General features: G+C 45.4%; 16 protein-coding genes. 3 read left to right on the forward strand and 13 right to left on the reverse strand.

Annotated features, from left to right (window positions below):
- Positions 1–1,134, reverse strand: a 1,134-nt coding sequence (locus tag SFV55_RS14290; RefSeq protein ID WP_320030192.1) for a TolC family protein, incomplete at its 3' end; no start/stop codon positions are given.
- Positions 1,135–1,232: 98 nt separating this feature from the next.
- Positions 1,233–1,760 (reverse strand): Crp/Fnr family transcriptional regulator, encoded by a 528-nt coding sequence (locus SFV55_RS14295; protein ID WP_320030193.1) that lies wholly within the window; start codon positions 1,758–1,760, stop codon positions 1,233–1,235.
- A gap of 499 nt (positions 1,761–2,259) precedes the next feature.
- Between SFV55_RS14295 and SFV55_RS14300 the strand changes: the two genes are divergently transcribed.
- Together SFV55_RS14300 and SFV55_RS14305 are read left to right on the forward strand one after the other, a co-directional pair.
- Positions 2,260–3,015: an MbnP family protein gene (locus SFV55_RS14300; protein ID WP_320030194.1), complete on the forward strand. Its 756-nt coding sequence runs from the start codon at positions 2,260–2,262 to the stop codon at positions 3,013–3,015.
- Between the two features lie 48 nt (positions 3,016–3,063).
- On the forward strand, positions 3,064–5,214 hold the full coding sequence (locus SFV55_RS14305; protein ID WP_320030195.1) for a T9SS type A sorting domain-containing protein: 2,151 nt from the start codon (positions 3,064–3,066) through the stop codon (positions 5,212–5,214).
- A gap of 94 nt (positions 5,215–5,308) precedes the next feature.
- Here the strand turns inward: SFV55_RS14305 and SFV55_RS14310 are convergent, their stop codons facing one another.
- The 6 genes from SFV55_RS14310 to SFV55_RS14335 all read right to left on the reverse strand — a co-directional run bounded on the left by SFV55_RS14310 (position 5,309) and on the right by SFV55_RS14335 (position 10,215).
- The gene (locus SFV55_RS14310; RefSeq protein WP_320030196.1) at positions 5,309–6,157 is read right to left on the reverse strand and encodes an alpha/beta fold hydrolase; all 849 of its coding nucleotides are present in this window, start codon (positions 6,155–6,157) and stop codon (positions 5,309–5,311) included.
- A gap of 66 nt (positions 6,158–6,223) precedes the next feature.
- Positions 6,224–6,826, reverse strand: a complete 603-nt coding sequence (locus SFV55_RS14315) for a Crp/Fnr family transcriptional regulator (RefSeq protein WP_320030197.1) — start codon at positions 6,824–6,826, stop codon at positions 6,224–6,226.
- Between the two features lie 17 nt (positions 6,827–6,843).
- The gene (locus tag SFV55_RS14320) at positions 6,844–7,314 is read right to left on the reverse strand and encodes a YybH family protein (RefSeq protein ID WP_320030198.1); all 471 of its coding nucleotides are present in this window, start codon (positions 7,312–7,314) and stop codon (positions 6,844–6,846) included.
- Between the two features lie 55 nt (positions 7,315–7,369).
- Positions 7,370–8,248: an alpha/beta hydrolase family protein gene (locus SFV55_RS14325; protein ID WP_320030199.1), complete on the reverse strand. Its 879-nt coding sequence runs from the start codon at positions 8,246–8,248 to the stop codon at positions 7,370–7,372.
- A gap of 151 nt (positions 8,249–8,399) precedes the next feature.
- Positions 8,400–9,065, reverse strand: a complete 666-nt coding sequence (nth, locus tag SFV55_RS14330; protein WP_320030200.1) for an endonuclease III — start codon at positions 9,063–9,065, stop codon at positions 8,400–8,402.
- Positions 9,043–10,215, reverse strand: coding sequence for an AIR synthase-related protein (locus SFV55_RS14335; protein WP_320030201.1), 1,173 nt, complete (start codon positions 10,213–10,215; stop codon positions 9,043–9,045). Before SFV55_RS14335 ends, nth begins: the two co-directional genes overlap by 23 nt.
- A gap of 238 nt (positions 10,216–10,453) precedes the next feature.
- On the opposite strand from SFV55_RS14335, the gene SFV55_RS14340 reads away from it, so the two are divergent.
- Positions 10,454–11,773, forward strand: coding sequence for a peptidoglycan DD-metalloendopeptidase family protein (locus SFV55_RS14340; protein WP_320030202.1), 1,320 nt, complete (start codon positions 10,454–10,456; stop codon positions 11,771–11,773).
- Positions 11,774–11,854: 81 nt separating this feature from the next.
- Here SFV55_RS14340 and SFV55_RS14345 read toward each other — a convergent pair whose 3' ends face one another.
- The 5 genes from SFV55_RS14345 to SFV55_RS14365 form a co-directional block, all read right to left on the reverse strand.
- The gene (locus SFV55_RS14345) at positions 11,855–12,382 is read right to left on the reverse strand and encodes a DUF4252 domain-containing protein (protein WP_320030203.1); all 528 of its coding nucleotides are present in this window, start codon (positions 12,380–12,382) and stop codon (positions 11,855–11,857) included.
- 32 nt (positions 12,383–12,414) lie between these two features.
- Positions 12,415–12,960 (reverse strand): DUF4252 domain-containing protein, encoded by a 546-nt coding sequence (locus tag SFV55_RS14350; RefSeq protein WP_320030204.1) that lies wholly within the window; start codon positions 12,958–12,960, stop codon positions 12,415–12,417.
- Positions 12,957–13,481: a DUF4252 domain-containing protein gene (locus SFV55_RS14355; RefSeq protein ID WP_320030205.1), complete on the reverse strand. Its 525-nt coding sequence runs from the start codon at positions 13,479–13,481 to the stop codon at positions 12,957–12,959. The genes SFV55_RS14350 and SFV55_RS14355 overlap by 4 nt, the downstream gene beginning before the upstream one ends.
- A 156-nt stretch (positions 13,482–13,637) precedes the next feature.
- Positions 13,638–14,159: a hypothetical protein gene (locus tag SFV55_RS14360; RefSeq protein ID WP_320030206.1), complete on the reverse strand. Its 522-nt coding sequence runs from the start codon at positions 14,157–14,159 to the stop codon at positions 13,638–13,640.
- Between the two features lie 5 nt (positions 14,160–14,164).
- Positions 14,165–14,671, reverse strand: coding sequence for a sigma-70 family RNA polymerase sigma factor (locus tag SFV55_RS14365; protein ID WP_320030207.1), 507 nt, complete (start codon positions 14,669–14,671; stop codon positions 14,165–14,167).
- Positions 14,672–14,736 lie beyond the last annotated feature (65 nt).

The following is a 14,736-nucleotide window of genomic DNA, read 5'->3' on the forward strand; positions in this document are numbered from 1 at the left end:
TGCCAATTCCATATTTTCTTTGCTCGATTTGTAACTTGAGTAAGCCGTACGCAAAGAAACTTCCGAATTTTGGTAACGCAAGGTCAAATTGTCTTTGGTGATTTGGTGGTTTCTGATGTCATTATCTAAATTTAATTTAGCCTCCTCCACCACACTTTTCCGCTTTAAACCATTGAAGAGTGGATAATTAACCGACAATCCGATATAGGAATACCCGGACCAGCTTGAAAATGCCTCGCTGAAATCGTTGTTTAAAGACTGACTACCATACTTGCCAAAAGCCGTTACCACAGGTAAAAAACTACCTTTTTTTGCTTCAATATCTATGCTTTGCAATTTGACTTGCTGGTCTTGCATTTTCATTTCCAATGAATTGGCAGGATCGTAATCTGAAGACAAATTGGGGATGGCAAAGGCTTCAAAATTTTGGTCGGTTTTAATCGTCAAAGGCTCGTTGAGCGGCATCCCGATTGCATTTTTTAAGGAATTTATGGCCACTTTTTCCTTCGCAATACCATCTTCTATTTGGTAGTTGGTTGAATTTAAACTTACCAAAACACGGTCGTAATCCTTTTGAAGCACCACGCCCAATTTCACCTGAGTACTCAGTGTTTTTAAAGCGGCTTCATATTCCACTTTGTTGTTTTGCAATATTTTTTGCTGTTCTTGTAAGGTCAGCAACTGAAAATATGCCACCGCTGCATTGTAGGCAACATTCTCCCGATTTTGTTGTTTTTGGAGTTCAGTAAGCTGTTGGTAAGGTTTATTGGCTTTAATGCCAGCGATTTTTGATTTATCAAATATTGTTTGTGTAAAATCGATCGCAGCGTTTGTATTAAATTGTGTACCTAAGGATACTTCCACTTCGGCGGGGCTAACTATTCCTGCGGGTATTACAGTGGTTTGAAGTTTAAGGTTATCCACAAAGGTTGCTGAACTGCTGATTTGAGGTAGGTAAGTGGCGAGGGCCTGCTTTCCTTTTTCTTTAGCAATTAACCAATTGTTTTCTTCAACCTTTAGCGTCGCGTGCTTTGAGAGACTGTAGTCAATACAATCGCTTAGTGAGAACGGCTGCTGGGCATACACACCAACAGAACTTAACCAGAATAAAAAGGAATAGCAGTGGTACTTCATTCTGAAATTGAAGTTTTTAAATTTAGAATCCACTGCAAAGTTACAAGGGTGAATCGAGCTAAAAATTAACAAACGCTAATTTCGATTTCAAACAAACGCTAAATATTTTCGGTCAATCGTTTTCGAATACGGCTCAACGAAACTGGAGTAACCCCAATAAAAGAAGCGATGTGTTTGTCTGCTACCCTTTGTATGATTTCAGGTTGTGAGTCCATTAAATTTTGGTAGCGTTGCAATGGCGAGTACAAAACAAAACTCTCAACTCTTTTTACGGCCTGAAGCGTCATTTTATGAGCAATTTCTAATCTGATTTTCATTAACGTTATATTGTCCTGGCTCATTTTCTCAATCGAATCATGACTAATCTCGTACAGTTCGCAATCTTCCAAGGCTTGCCAAAACTGCTTTGTTGCCTTGTTTTCAAGAAGACCTTCTGGAATACCGAAAAAGTCCGATTCTTTTCTGAAGATGATGGTTTTTTCTTCGGCATCATCAGTAATGTAAAAGCAACGTACAATACCTTTTTTGACGTAATACACATTTTTGCAAATCATTCCCTGGCTGATAAAAATTTCGTTAACCTTTACCACCTTTGTTTTGCCAATCATAGCTAGTGCTGATTCCATGGTATTTTATGCTCTTTTAGGAATAACATTAAAAATGGGTGTCCAAAGTTTTGACCTTATCCTTAAACATAAAAATTACTCCGTGTTCTTCTCCAAAATCTCCCCCCCATCACCAGTAAGGCTAATCCGATTGCCAAGGCAAAATAGCATTTATCGCCATTCTTTTTACTTTTTACTTTACAACTTTGTGTGCTTCATAATCTTATTCATTAGGATGAGCATTGTACCCAATTGTTTTTTGAACAACGATACGCTTGACGGATTTGCCATACTTAGATACAATTTTTGAGGAGGTACTGTTCTCGGTAGGTTATGGTTTGAGCTGTTTTTTAGCGCTTCGAGTGTCAGTTTTAACATTTGTTCGCGCTTTTGTCGACCCGAAAAGGCAACCCTGGCACCGTAAATGCAGTAAAGGATAAAGTGCAAACTCAATGTTTTGTGTTTTGCAAGTTAATGCCTAATGCCAATTTTACACAAGTTTCAATGCGCTGAGTTGACCATGAAAAACCTATTGCCAATATTGTCTCTATTCCTCCTTGCAGCCTGTACCAATGAGGCCATCGAACCCGAGGAGCCTACTGTAAAAGGCACCTTCCTGCTGCACTTACACGCCTATGTCGGTTTACAGGAAGTAGACTTGTACGGTATCAATTACGAAACGCCCGAGGGCCGCAGCATGTCTCTGGACTTTTCACAGCTTTACATTTCGGACGTACAGTTGGTCAAAGCTGACGGCTCCGTGTATGCGATCAAGAACAAAAGTTTCTTAAAAAATCTCAAAGTTCACACCTACGAGATCGGTCAAGTCCCCGTAGGCAAATACAAGTCGATCCGCTTTAAAGTGGGCCTTCCTCCTAATACCAATGCCTTGAATCCTACAATCCCAAGCGATTCCGCTATTCTCAATCAGCCCAGCATGTGGTGGGGAAACACAGCCCAACCCGGCGGATACGTTTTTTTAAACGTTCAGGGGAAAATCGACACTTCGCTCACCATGAATAAAACTCCCGTGCCTTTTGTGTATAAAATCGGCACCAATGCCAACTATGTACAAGTCCAACTGGGCGAAAAAGAATTTACCATTGAAGAGGATGCTTATGTATATGGGCACCTTATCGTAGATTATAGCAAACTTTTTACAGGAGTCACCCTGAATCAGGCCAGTTCGTTAAGTGTAAAAACTGCTGCTGAAAACAATGCTGCTCTTGGAAAAAAAATCGCCAACAACATCCCGGCCATGTTCAGTTATGAATGATCGTAACTTCCGTGGCCGACTATATTTAACACCCAATACCACTCATTCATGAAACACAAATGCCTTTTTCCAATCAATATACTCGCTCTGCTGGCACTCTTCATGCTTCCCAGCCGGGTGCTTTGGGCTCATTTTGGTTCAAAGGGCCCATTTGGTGGCTCAGTTAGTGTAGCCATCGCCAATGATACTACCGTTTACATCGGAACTTTTAATGGCGGAGTGTATGAAAGTACCAACTCAACACTGAGCAATTGGCGACCTTTACCTGTGGGTTTGAGAAGTGGGAAAATAACGGCCCTGACCCATTCTGGCACCAATTTGTTCGCTGGAACCCTCGACGATGGTGTTTACGTTTACAGCGGTGTAGTTGGCACCGACAAACATTGGGTGAGGATCAGCAATGGATTGACCAATTTGAGGATTACATCACTGGTCGCCCTGGATGCCAATACCCTGATTGCGGGTACAGAAAGTGGAGGTGTGTACAAAACCACTGACAAGGGGGCCAACTGGAAAGCCCTGAACAGTGCCTGGCTAAACGGTACAACGGTAACCGGCCTGTTGAAACTCGGCAACCGCATCATCGCCTCTTCTCGCGAAGGTGGGGTATACGTTACCAAAGATGGAAGCGCCTGGGATAGCTTCAGTGATGGAAAAACCCTTGACGTGGATGGCACCAACTCCATTTCCTACAACGCCAAAACCAATGAACTGGCGGTGATCAATAAGGATGGCTTGTTCATTTTGTCCAACGCCAGCAATGTGACGGGGAACATCAATTATCGGAGCATCCAAACTGGGCTGCCATCCGGAACCAACATGCGCGCCATCGGAAACAATGGCGACAATTGGTTTTTGACTACCAACAAAGGGGTTTATACTTCCACCACAGGTGCCACCTGGACTCCAGCAAATACCGGATTGGCAACCAGCGATGTTACCGTAGTGCTGGGCTTCAGGACGACTGTATTGCTCGGCACCCGGGTTGAGGGCATTTATACCGCTCCAGCCAGTACACTCAACTGGGTGAGCCGTAATACCAACTTCAACAACCTTCAAACCTACGCATTGGAAGCCAGCGGCGAACGGATCGTGGTAGCTGCAACTGAAAAAGGGGTCTTCGTCAGCAGGGATCTGGCCTCCTCCTATGTACGTGCCAACAAGGGTTTGAAGGATAGCCTCAACGTTACCTATCTTAAATTTTTTGGTAGGAACCTGTACGCTGCTACCCAAAATGCGGGGGTATTTGTCAGCGCGGACACCGGAAAAACCTGGACAGCCTTAAATGGTGGTTTGCTCGATTTGAACATAAAAAAAATCTACACCTCTAGCAGCAACATCTACATCCTGGACGACAGTTACGGGGTCTTTCAATTGAACGGTTCCACCTGGAATTCTATTCAAGCAGGGTTGCCCAGCAATACGCTGCTCAGCTCGATGGCCTTTTTTGGCAATAAAATCCTGCTGGGTACTCTGGGCCAAGGGGTATTCATCCGTGAAGCAGCTGGAGGTGTCTGGACTGCGGCCAACTCTGGACTAGGCAATCTGCGGGTGACCTCAGTCGCCACCAATGGCAACAAGTTATTTGTCGGAACCGATGGCGCGGGCGTATTTGTAGCCAATCTTGATGCAGCGAGCTGGGCTACAACGGCGGCTACCTCCATTTCACATACCACTTTGATGGGCCTGGATGGCAGCAAAATCCAGGACATGGCCTATTACAACGGCTATATTTTTGCCAGCTACAAAGGTGGTTTGCTGGCTACGTCGGATAATGGCCAAACCTGGATTGCCGGAGGGAATCAGTTCAATTTGCCGAGTTACACCAGTGTACACCGCATTTCCTTTGTCACCACCCGGGTGTTTGTTTCCACGGAGTTCAATTCCTTGTACTCCAATTCACTTTCTGAGCTTCCAGCTATTGTGACTGGTGTAAAGGACATCAACAATGCCTTGAATGCCTCGATTCACATTTTCCCAAACCCCAGCAATGGCAATTTCAGTATTCAGGTCAAGGATATCAAAACAACAGTGGAAAGCATTAGTGTATTTGACAATCTAGGCAAACTGATCCAAAACATAACCAATACCGCTGATTTACAAAACATCCCCACCAATAGCAATTTGCCAAGCGGAGTTTATTTTGTACAGATTCGTACGAATGAAGGCTTTGCGGTAAAAAAAGTGCTAATCCAATAAGTCAGTTAATACTTAGTGGTGGAGTACCACTAAGTAAAGCGACAATCAAGGATAGTTTTTAAAAGGAAAAAGTGAGTTGCTTTTATATTCCAATTCATTTTTTCCTTTTAAAATTCCTATCCAAAAACGCAAATACCCGCTCAAAATACTTCAGCGGTTCCGCATGCCCACCTTCTACGGCCAAGTGCTCGTAATGGTGCTTAAAGCCCTTTTCTTTCAATCGGTTCATCATTTTTTCACACATGGGCGTGGTGGGTGCAATTTCGTCGAGGGTAGCAGATAGTAAATAAATGGGGCCATTGATTTTTTCCACTTTGATCAGCGCCTTTTCTTCAGCAAGGCTGTCTTGCAGCATGGCCGTAAAGGCAGCCCTCAAATCCCGTTTCATCAAATGGGAAAAAGCGGCTTCATTGACGGGGACAAAGGGTAATTCCTGCCCCTGGTGGGTCCAGGCCGAAGTCGACAAATGATTGGTATTTCCTGGGAAAGCCGCGTGACTGGGCACCAGGGCAATCACACATTTGATATCGGGATAGTGTGCAGCCAGCAATAAAGCCAGATCGCCACCTCGGGAACCACCAACAATTGCAATTTTTTTGGAGTTGACGCCCTTGGCTGCCGCCGCAATTTCGATAGCGGCGTAGACTTCATCGATGGCAATTTTATTAAGTTGCTCCGGGGTACCTTTTGCCCCAAAATAGCCAAGTGCCAAAAAAGCGTAGCCTCTTGCTATGAATTGATCCCGAGTGTTTTTCCAGTACTCACTGGCCCAGGCATTGCCGCCTTCCGAGCCCCCTAAGCCTACAATTAAGGGCTGTTTTTTGCCTTTACCCAAATACAATTTACTCTCCACATTAGCTGTTGGCAGGATTTGTTGAGCCAAAAGGAAAGAAGGTAAAAAACAAGCTATCATCAATAGTGTCGTAAAAAGTGCTTTGCTCATCTTGTTAGAATTTAGATGGCAAAGTTGAGATTAGGAATTTGGATAATTTTTGACCTAGATCAAAAACTACTTTTCGGCCCGAATTCGACTCAAGGTTTCCTGGGTAATGCCCATATACGAAGCCACCATCCCGAGGGGAATACGGTGGTAAATGTCTGCATAGGCTTCACAAAAGTGTTGGTATTTTTCCTTTGCACTGGTAAACCGCGAGGAAGTGACCCGCTCCATCAAATGCCCCAACACTCCACCCATCGATAGGCGGGCATACCGTTCCATTTCAGGGAAATGGTCGAAGAGGTACCCCAGGTCATGGAGTTGAAGTTTAAAAGCCAAGGTAGGTTCAATGGCGTCGATACTGTAAATGTCCAATTGTTGCTGCATAAAACTGCGGGGCGAGTTGACCCACTCCCCTTCAGCGCAGAAGTATTCGCTGATTTCTTTTTCTTCTTTCAGATAATAGGTGCGGAGCAGCCCTTTTTGAATGAAGTAACTGGCCTTGCAGATTTTGTCGGCGGAATGCACGAGGTCTCCTTTGTTGAATTGGACGATGCTGATGCGGTGGGCCAATTCGGCCTTTAACTCGGGTGAAAGACGGATGTACTGGGCGAAGTGGGTAAAGATTTGGGATTGATAGAGGGGCTTGATGGAGTCTGTATTGTTCTTATGCATCTAATTTGTCTCTATTTTTATTTGTTCCAATCCGCGTTCCGCGAGTTCCACATGTCCATTTTCATTTTCCAGCCCTTGCCCTTTTCTTTTACCCAAATGATGTAGTATTTGGCAGAAAAAACCGGGCCAGGGGCTTCCTCTTCTTTTTGGCTTTGGACAAAATAATAACCATAGTCATGGGCTTCATTGCCTTTAATGATGAGCTTTTCGGGCACACTTTTGTGTGAAAGAATATTGGTTTTCGGTAAGCTTTCCCAAAAATTTCGGATGGCCGCTTTCCCAACCAGAATGTCTTTCCCAGGTGGAAAAATCATGGCGTCTTCAGTGTACGTATTCGCCATTCCTTCAAAATTCCCTTCCACGTAATAAGCGGAGAATTGTGCGGATTGTTTGATGATTTCCTGATGTTTTTTGTTTTGAGCAAAAGTCTGACCCAAACAGAGCCCTGACACCAGGATGAGGAAAAAACGCATTAAATGAGTATACATCGTATGAACAGTATTTTTTGTTGTATGAAATCAATAGAGCGATTTCCAATTTATGTCAAAAGAATGCAATGGAATCTATCCATTTTTTTACATCTTTGAGATAATCCTCCACTTTTTGGGTTTTTACATTAACCAAGCTGTGGTTGGCCTCTGGATACAATAGAACTTTAAAATTGTCCTTTTTTAGTTGTTCAATTTTTTCAAGGCATAATAAAACCGGTATACTTTTGTCTTGTTGGCCATAAATCCACAAGACTGGAATGTCCAGTTTCAGGAGGTCGGTGCCAGGGTCGAAACCTTTTCTTCCCTTAAAGTTTTTTACATTCTGGTGGGTTGCTTCGAAATCAACAGCTTTATTGTTTTCAACAAGAGGCTTTTCATCACCTGTCAATTTGCTGTAATAAACCTCTTCGCCAAAACTGACCGCAGGGCCTGAAAGGCTAATCGCAAATTTGACCTCCGAAGTCATTTGAACAACCTTGGGAAATACCCAACCACCCTGACTGGTGGCTACCAGGCCAACAGGATCACTTGCCATACCTGGAATATTTTTCAAGTGCCGGATAATGGCTACCACATCGGCAGCCAATAACGTAAAAACCTCCTCTGCATTACTTATGTGAATTTCTAAAAACTTTCCTGTTGATTGTCCGGTGCCTCTTTTGTCAAAAATAATCACATTGTATCCCAGATTCCTCATTTTTTGTGCCAATGGAGCATAATCCTTTCTATCAAATTTGCCTGCACCATGCATGATGACCAAGGTGGCAGATTTAACTCTCAATTCAGATCTAAATAAGCTGACTGCCAATTCAGTATCTTTGGAGGGCACCATAAAACAAGTGTCCCCAATTGCGCAATTTTCCCAATTGCCTTGAGCATTGGCCAACATGGGAAAAATAAAAATGGCCAAAGCAAACCAATTAAATTTCACTTTTTTCATAATACATAAAAGGCAAATATTTGTTGGAGCTGTTTCGGTTAATCCCGAAAAGCCCAACAAAACCAATTTTAAAATTTCGTCCCTATTATAGTGAATCTAAACAAAGAAAGGTTGCATGGCTAAAAAAATCATACTTAAACCTTCAGGCTTCCTTTTTCCCATACAAACTACAAATCGGACACTCCTCTCGCTTATGCCACCGCGCCGGACAATATTGCCGACCAAAAAAGATGATTTGCAAGTGCAGTTTGTTCCATTTTTCGCGAGGGAAAAGGTCCTTCAAATCCTTTTCGGTTTGCTCTACGTTTTTGCCACTGCTCAGCCCCCAGCGTTCGGCCAGGCGGTGAATGTGGGTATCCACAGGGAAAGCGGGTACGCCAAAAGCCTGGCTCATCACCACCGAGGCGGTTTTGTGCCCTACCCCTGGTAAAGCTTCTAGTGCTGCAAATGATTCGGGTACTTCCCCCCCGTGTTCCCGCAACAAAATGCCCGACAAATCCCAGATTGCCTGGGCCTTACGGGGTGCCAGGCCACAAGGGCGAATAATGTCTTCGATTGCCGCTACGGATTGTTGCTGCATGGCGGCGGGATTGTCGGCCAGGGCAAAAAGATGGGGTGTGACCTTATTGACTCGTTCATCTGTGCATTGAGCAGAAAGCAATACCGCTACCAGCAAAGTGTAGGCGTCGCTATGCGTTAAGGGAATGGGCGTTTCAGGGTACAGATCCTCCAGGATTTGTAGGATCGCCGCTGCTTTTTGGCGACGACCAGGTGCCCGTTTGGGTTTATTGGTATTCGAAGTGTCCATAAGGGCTGAAGATACTGACCTGATTGAATGGATTTTCTTCCACGTGCCCCACCACTTTGGCCTCAATGTTGAAAGATTGCGCCAGTTCGATTACTTGATGAGCATACGCAGCAGGCAGGTACACCTCCAGGCGTTGCCCCATGTTGAACACCTGGTACATTTCTTTCCAAGTAGCTCCGGATTCAGCCTGGATCAGTTGGAATAGTGGTGGAGTCGGTAAAAGGTCGTTTTTGACTACTTTTTTGTTGTCCAAAAACTTCAAAACCTTGGTTTGGCCGCCCCCCGTGCAGTGAATCATGCCGTGAATGTGGGGGCGCAGTTGCTCCAGCAGGGGTTTGATAAAGGGTAAAAAGGTACGAGTAGGTGATAAAATCAATTTGCCTATCGGGATTTCCTGCCCCTGGATGTTGATGGTTTCGGTCAATTTACGTTTGCCGGAATAGACCAAATTTTCCGGAGTAGCCGGGTCGTAGGTTTCGGGGTATTTTGTCGCGTAGTCATGAGCCAACACATCGTGCCGGGCCGAAGTCAGGCCATTACTGCCCATACCTCCGTTGTATTCAGTTTCATAAGTTGTCTGCCCCGCTGAAGACAAGCCTACGACTACATCGCCCGCCTGAATGTTGTTGCTGATAACGTCTGCACGAGGCATACGCGCAAAAGCAGTATAACCCACATCGATGGTGCGTACAATGTCGCCTACATCAGCGGTTTCTCCCCCGGTCAAAAATACGTTGATGCCCAGGGTATTCAGTTGATCGACCAATTCTGTAGTCGCATTGATGAGGGCGCTGATGACTTCGCCCGTGATGAGGTTTTTGTTCCGACCAATGGTGGAAGAAAGCAAAATATTGTCAATACAGCCTACACAGCCCATGTCATCGAGGTTCATCACAATGGCATCCTGTGCGATGCCCTTCCACACACTCAGGTCGCCGGTTTCTTTCCAGTACAGGTAAGCCAAGCTGGTTTTGGTGCCGGCAGTATCGGCGTGCATCAAGTTGCAATACTCGGGATCCATACCCGCTACGTCGGGAATGATTTTACAAAAAGCATTGGGATACAAACCCTTATCCAGATTTTTGATCGCCGCGTGTACCTCGTCCTTACTGGCCGAAACACCCCGTTGATCATAGCGGTATTGGTCCATTTTTAAATTTATGGTTGACAAAATGTGCCGCAAATATACAAGACTTGTGCGGTGGACACTGTGCTGTGGATAAAAAAGAATCAGTTAGGAGTGGTAAAAATTACAACATTCCTTTTGTCCTTCCGTTCTCTGTTCTATATTTGCACAAAGGCATTATTCGTAACATTAGGCAGTGCTCACATATCCCCCCTTTCGCACGGTAATCGATAGCGAGCATTAGACCTATAAACTGCAAACAGTGTTGAACACAAAAATTCCTTTTAAACTGCGTGAGCAACTCACGCGGCTCAACTGGACGTGGGTCATAATCGGTACACTTGGCTTGGGATTGATTTTAACGCTAGCCGTTTCACCAAGCACTTCCCGCCACCTCAAGGCTTCTTTACTGGGCAAAGACCGCAATGCGCCCATTGGTGCTTTTCCGGTAGTGGTTCCAACCATCAAGTACGGTTTTGCACTCGATACTTTCCAGGTATTTGAGTCAGAGTTCCACCGCAGTGAAAACCTGGGAGACATTTTGGTGAGCCATAACATGGAATATGCCGACATTGATAACTTGGTGCGGAATAGCCGTGATGTGTTTGATGTACGCGATCTTACGGCAGGGAAGCCCTACCTGATTTTATCCAAAGATTCTACTCAAGGGCCTGATTACATGATCTATGAGCCCAATTTGTACAAATACTACGTTTTCCACCTCAAAGATTCACTGTTCATTGAAAAAGTGGAAAGACCAATCACTACTGCCATCCGCTCCTCGGGCGTAATTGTCGAGTCTTCCCTTTGGGAATCCATGGAGCGTAGCGGTGCAGACCCTGCCCTGATCAAATCCCTGGAAGAAGCACTGAAATGGAGCGTGGATTTCCACCACCTCAATCGTGGTGAGGAGTTTAAAGCAGTGTACGATCAACACTATGTAGAAGGTCAGCCAGTTGACCCTGGTCGGGTACATGCGGCCTTGTACAAAACCAATAATAAAGAAAACTTTGCTTTCTACTACGAAAGCCCACAATACACGGGCTATTACGATCAGGATGGTCGCCCAATGAAAAAAGGCTTCTTGCGTGCTCCGGTCAAGTATGTACGCATTTCTTCGGGTTTCAATATGCGTCGTTTGCATCCGATTTTGGGTACAGTAAGGCCTCACTTTGGTACAGATTATACAGCACCTTATGGCACTCCGATCATTGCTGTGGGTGATGGGACAGTGCTGGAAGCTACCCGCCGGGGTGGCAATGGCAACTTTGTCAAAATCAAACACACTGGTCAGGTACAAACGCAATACCTGCACATGCAGGCCTTTGCAAGAGGTATTCGCCCAGGTGTACGGGTTTCACAAGGTCAGGTGATTGGGTACGTGGGTTCAACGGGTTTGGCAACTGGCCCTCACGTTTGTTTCCGCTTCTGGATGAATGGCCGCCAGGTCAACCACAATGGCCTGAAACTGCCACCACCAGAGCCCCTGCCTAAAGCTGAAATGGAAAAATTCGCTCCGATTCGCGATAAGTATATGGAGATGTTGAAGGAGATCAAAGTGGAAGGGGCGGTGGAGCCGTAAATTGGAAATATCTCCTATAAATAAAATAGGGTCAGATTTTGAGCTCAAAATTTGACCCTATTTTATTTAATTCACTTAAGTTCACACCTTCTTCGGCAACTTCTTCCGATCTTCTGGCAGTCGTTTGAACTCCTTGCTGCCGTTCACCTCCATGTTGAAGTCATTTAAGTCGGTATACTTCAGGCGGCCCTCCAGGTTGAGCAAGAGGAAATTCTTGTCACCTTTGACGATCATCACCAAATCCGTAATCAGGTCATTGCTTTCCTTGATCATAAAACGGACATGGGAATCCTCCCCTTTGAAATAAGCCAGGTCCTCAAATTTGTCGGCCCGTAGTTGTTCCATCAAGTGGTTGACGTCGTTGGCTTCGACAGGGTTTCCCTCGTCAAAATTGAGCAAGTGCAGGCTGGAAATGCTCCGCATGATGCGCATGGCTTCATCGTCGTTGCTGTCTTTGGCAGCGAGTTTGAGGAACAAGCCGCCGATATTGAGGCGGGTAGCTTGTTCATATTTACCAAATTTGCGCATAAAATCCTGTACCACCTGGTTTTGAGCAGGCAAGGCGAAGCCCAGGCCTAGCAGTGCCAGGCTAAAAATAATCTTCTTCATGATGTTGATGAGTTTAGGCTGCTAGGCAGCAGCTAGGCTTGAGGTAATTTTTTGGCTTTGGCTTTGGCTTTCCAGCCCAGTTCCTTCAGGTAGTGATCCAGCACCTCGTTGATGTCCTTCATCCGCAGGCGGGTTTTGGCGCTCAAAAAGATGGTTTCACCATCATCGCTGCCCACCACGAGTAGTTCTTTGAGCCGACCATTGGAGCCTTCCCGAATCATGATGTTGAGGTCAGTATCTTCGGTACGTACGTAGATCAGGTCGTCGTATCCATTGTTGCCTCTGAGCCCGTTGACGAAATTCGACAAATCCTCCTTGGTGATGCTGTTGCTGTTTTCACTTTGCATCAGGCGAAATTTCCCCAACTTACGGGCCAGGCGCAGCCAGGTGCGGGTTTCTTCGTCCTTAATGCTATTGTACACGAGTCCTGTGCCAATCCAAACCAACCAACCCGGTAATTTGAAGTTGGTAACTTCGTCCTGCTTTTTGAATTTCTGGTAAAATTCGCCCACTGAGCTTTGAGCAGATAAGCTGCAACTCAGGGCTACCAAGGTCAGAAGGAGGATTGCAGTTCTCATTTTTTCTCAATTTCTTTGGCCAAACGGGTGATTTTGTTCAAATCCAGGTTGCCCATGAAGCTCAGGAGCACAAATTCATCTTTACCACCGGACAGGAGCAGTAGTTCCTGAATGACGTTGTTGCTTTCCTTGATCAAAAATTCCACATTGTCACCATCTTTGTCGCGGACAGTCAGCAATACCTCATACTCTTTGGTATTGATTTTGGATTTGGCTTCCTTGTAAAAAACTTCTGGCGTTTCTTCGGTGGTCAGAATACGCAGCCCTTGGAGGTCTTTGGCCATTTCCAGCACAGCTTTGGCTTCAGCGTCATCCTCCATATCCAGAATTTTGGAATCGATCCGACCAATCATCTGGAACAGTTTAGGACTGATGTACACCACATCAAAACGTTTGTCCTCTACATAACTGGAGAAATACTTGTCGATGGCGCTGGCGGTGGTACTCGTAGTCCCTTGGGCTAGGCCATTTAGAGCGGCCAAAGCAATGATGGCCAGGGTGAAAAAATGCTTGATTTTCATATTGTTTGGTTTAAAAGATGTCTTATTGTTTTTTTGGTTGAGGGAGGTTGAGAGGGTTGAGGGAGGTTTAGGCTACCGCAAGCGACTTAATCAAAGTCTTTGTCAAAATCGCTCGCGGCAGCCTAAACCTTCTCACCCTTCCTCGACCTTCTCAACTTATTTCATCAGTTTCCCCATTTCCCCCATTTTATCAATACCCTGGGTGGCAATGGCGGTGCCTTCGTTGAATTCGGTGGCTACTTTGCGAAAGGCATTACGGGTAACTTTATAAGCTTCTTCCACCGTTTTGGGTTCGTATTTGGACCAATCGATGACTTTTACCTCTGCTTCTGCAACAACTGGCACCTCTACCGGATTTGAACGAACCAGCCACCACAACCCTGTAGCGACCAGAGCGAATACAGCAGCAATGCGCAAAATCCAGCTTGTTGAAAGGTTTCGAATAACTGGTTGGGGTTTAGCGGATGCTTCGATTGAGGCCATCACTTTGGCATCAAAATCATCACCCAAACTCAGCTCAGCCTCTTCGTCTAACAATTGAAACCACTCGCGGTAAGTCAAATGTTCTTCCGAAATAGGTTCCGTTTGTAACAATTGCCGCAGTTGGGCTTCTTCTTGCAGGCTGCTTTCGCCAGCGAAGTACTTGTCCAAAAGGGATTGAATCTGTTGTTGTTTCATGGTATTTATACTTGTGGGGTTCTACTACTTAAAATACTTTTCATGGTTTGCCGCGCCCGGAACAGGTTGATTTTCACCTGGGCAAGTGGAATATCCAAGGCCTCGGTCACTTCCTGGTAGCTCATGCCTTCTACATCGCGCAGTTGCATGACCAGTCGTTGGCTTTCGGGCAAACGTCCCATGAGTTTTTGCAACTTGTTCATGGTATCTGCCGACTCGGTGCGGGCATCGGGTAAAGGAGTGGAATCGGCCCAATCAAGGCCATCCTTCCATTCTTTGTGTTTATTTTTACTGCCTCGCAAGCGATCGATGCACTGATTTTTGGTCAGGCGGATTACCCAAGCTTCCAGGTTTTGGACCTCCGCCAGACGATCCTGTTGTTGCCAGAGTTTGATCAGTACCTCCTGAACCAAATCCTCTGCCTCTTCCCGCTTGTTCAACAAGCGCAAAGCCAGGCGGAACATTTTGTCCTTGTATGGCAGGATGGTGTTTTTAAAATCAGTCGGGTTCATAGATCCTAAATAGAGGGGCAAAACAATTTTGCCTCCAGGGCGTAAACAAATGGAAGACGATGGGA

Source organism: Haliscomenobacter sp., assembly GCF_033763495.1.
Taxonomy (GTDB): Bacteria; Bacteroidota; Bacteroidia; order Chitinophagales; family Saprospiraceae; genus Haliscomenobacter.

What these genes read in the sequence shown, in the direction of transcription:
- SFV55_RS14295 (WP_320030193.1), bottom strand. Translation starts at nt 1,760, where the DNA reads ATGGAATCAGCACTAGCTATGATTGGCAAAACAAAGGTGGTAAAGGTT.
- SFV55_RS14300 (WP_320030194.1), top strand. Translation starts at nt 2,260, where the DNA reads ATGAAAAACCTATTGCCAATATTGTCTCTATTCCTCCTTGCAGCCTGT.
- SFV55_RS14305 (WP_320030195.1), top strand. Translation starts at nt 3,064, where the DNA reads ATGAAACACAAATGCCTTTTTCCAATCAATATACTCGCTCTGCTGGCA.
- SFV55_RS14310 (WP_320030196.1), bottom strand. Translation starts at nt 6,157, where the DNA reads ATGAGCAAAGCACTTTTTACGACACTATTGATGATAGCTTGTTTTTTA.
- SFV55_RS14315 (WP_320030197.1), bottom strand. Translation starts at nt 6,826, where the DNA reads ATGCATAAGAACAATACAGACTCCATCAAGCCCCTCTATCAATCCCAA.
- SFV55_RS14320 (WP_320030198.1), bottom strand. Translation starts at nt 7,314, where the DNA reads ATGTATACTCATTTAATGCGTTTTTTCCTCATCCTGGTGTCAGGGCTC.
- nth (WP_320030200.1), bottom strand. Translation starts at nt 9,065, where the DNA reads ATGGACACTTCGAATACCAATAAACCCAAACGGGCACCTGGTCGTCGC.
- SFV55_RS14335 (WP_320030201.1), bottom strand. Translation starts at nt 10,215, where the DNA reads ATGGACCAATACCGCTATGATCAACGGGGTGTTTCGGCCAGTAAGGAC.
- SFV55_RS14345 (WP_320030203.1), bottom strand. Translation starts at nt 12,382, where the DNA reads ATGAAGAAGATTATTTTTAGCCTGGCACTGCTAGGCCTGGGCTTCGCC.
- SFV55_RS14350 (WP_320030204.1), bottom strand. Translation starts at nt 12,960, where the DNA reads ATGAGAACTGCAATCCTCCTTCTGACCTTGGTAGCCCTGAGTTGCAGC.
- SFV55_RS14355 (WP_320030205.1), bottom strand. Translation starts at nt 13,481, where the DNA reads ATGAAAATCAAGCATTTTTTCACCCTGGCCATCATTGCTTTGGCCGCT.
- SFV55_RS14360 (WP_320030206.1), bottom strand. Translation starts at nt 14,159, where the DNA reads ATGAAACAACAACAGATTCAATCCCTTTTGGACAAGTACTTCGCTGGC.
- SFV55_RS14365 (WP_320030207.1), bottom strand. Translation starts at nt 14,671, where the DNA reads ATGAACCCGACTGATTTTAAAAACACCATCCTGCCATACAAGGACAAA.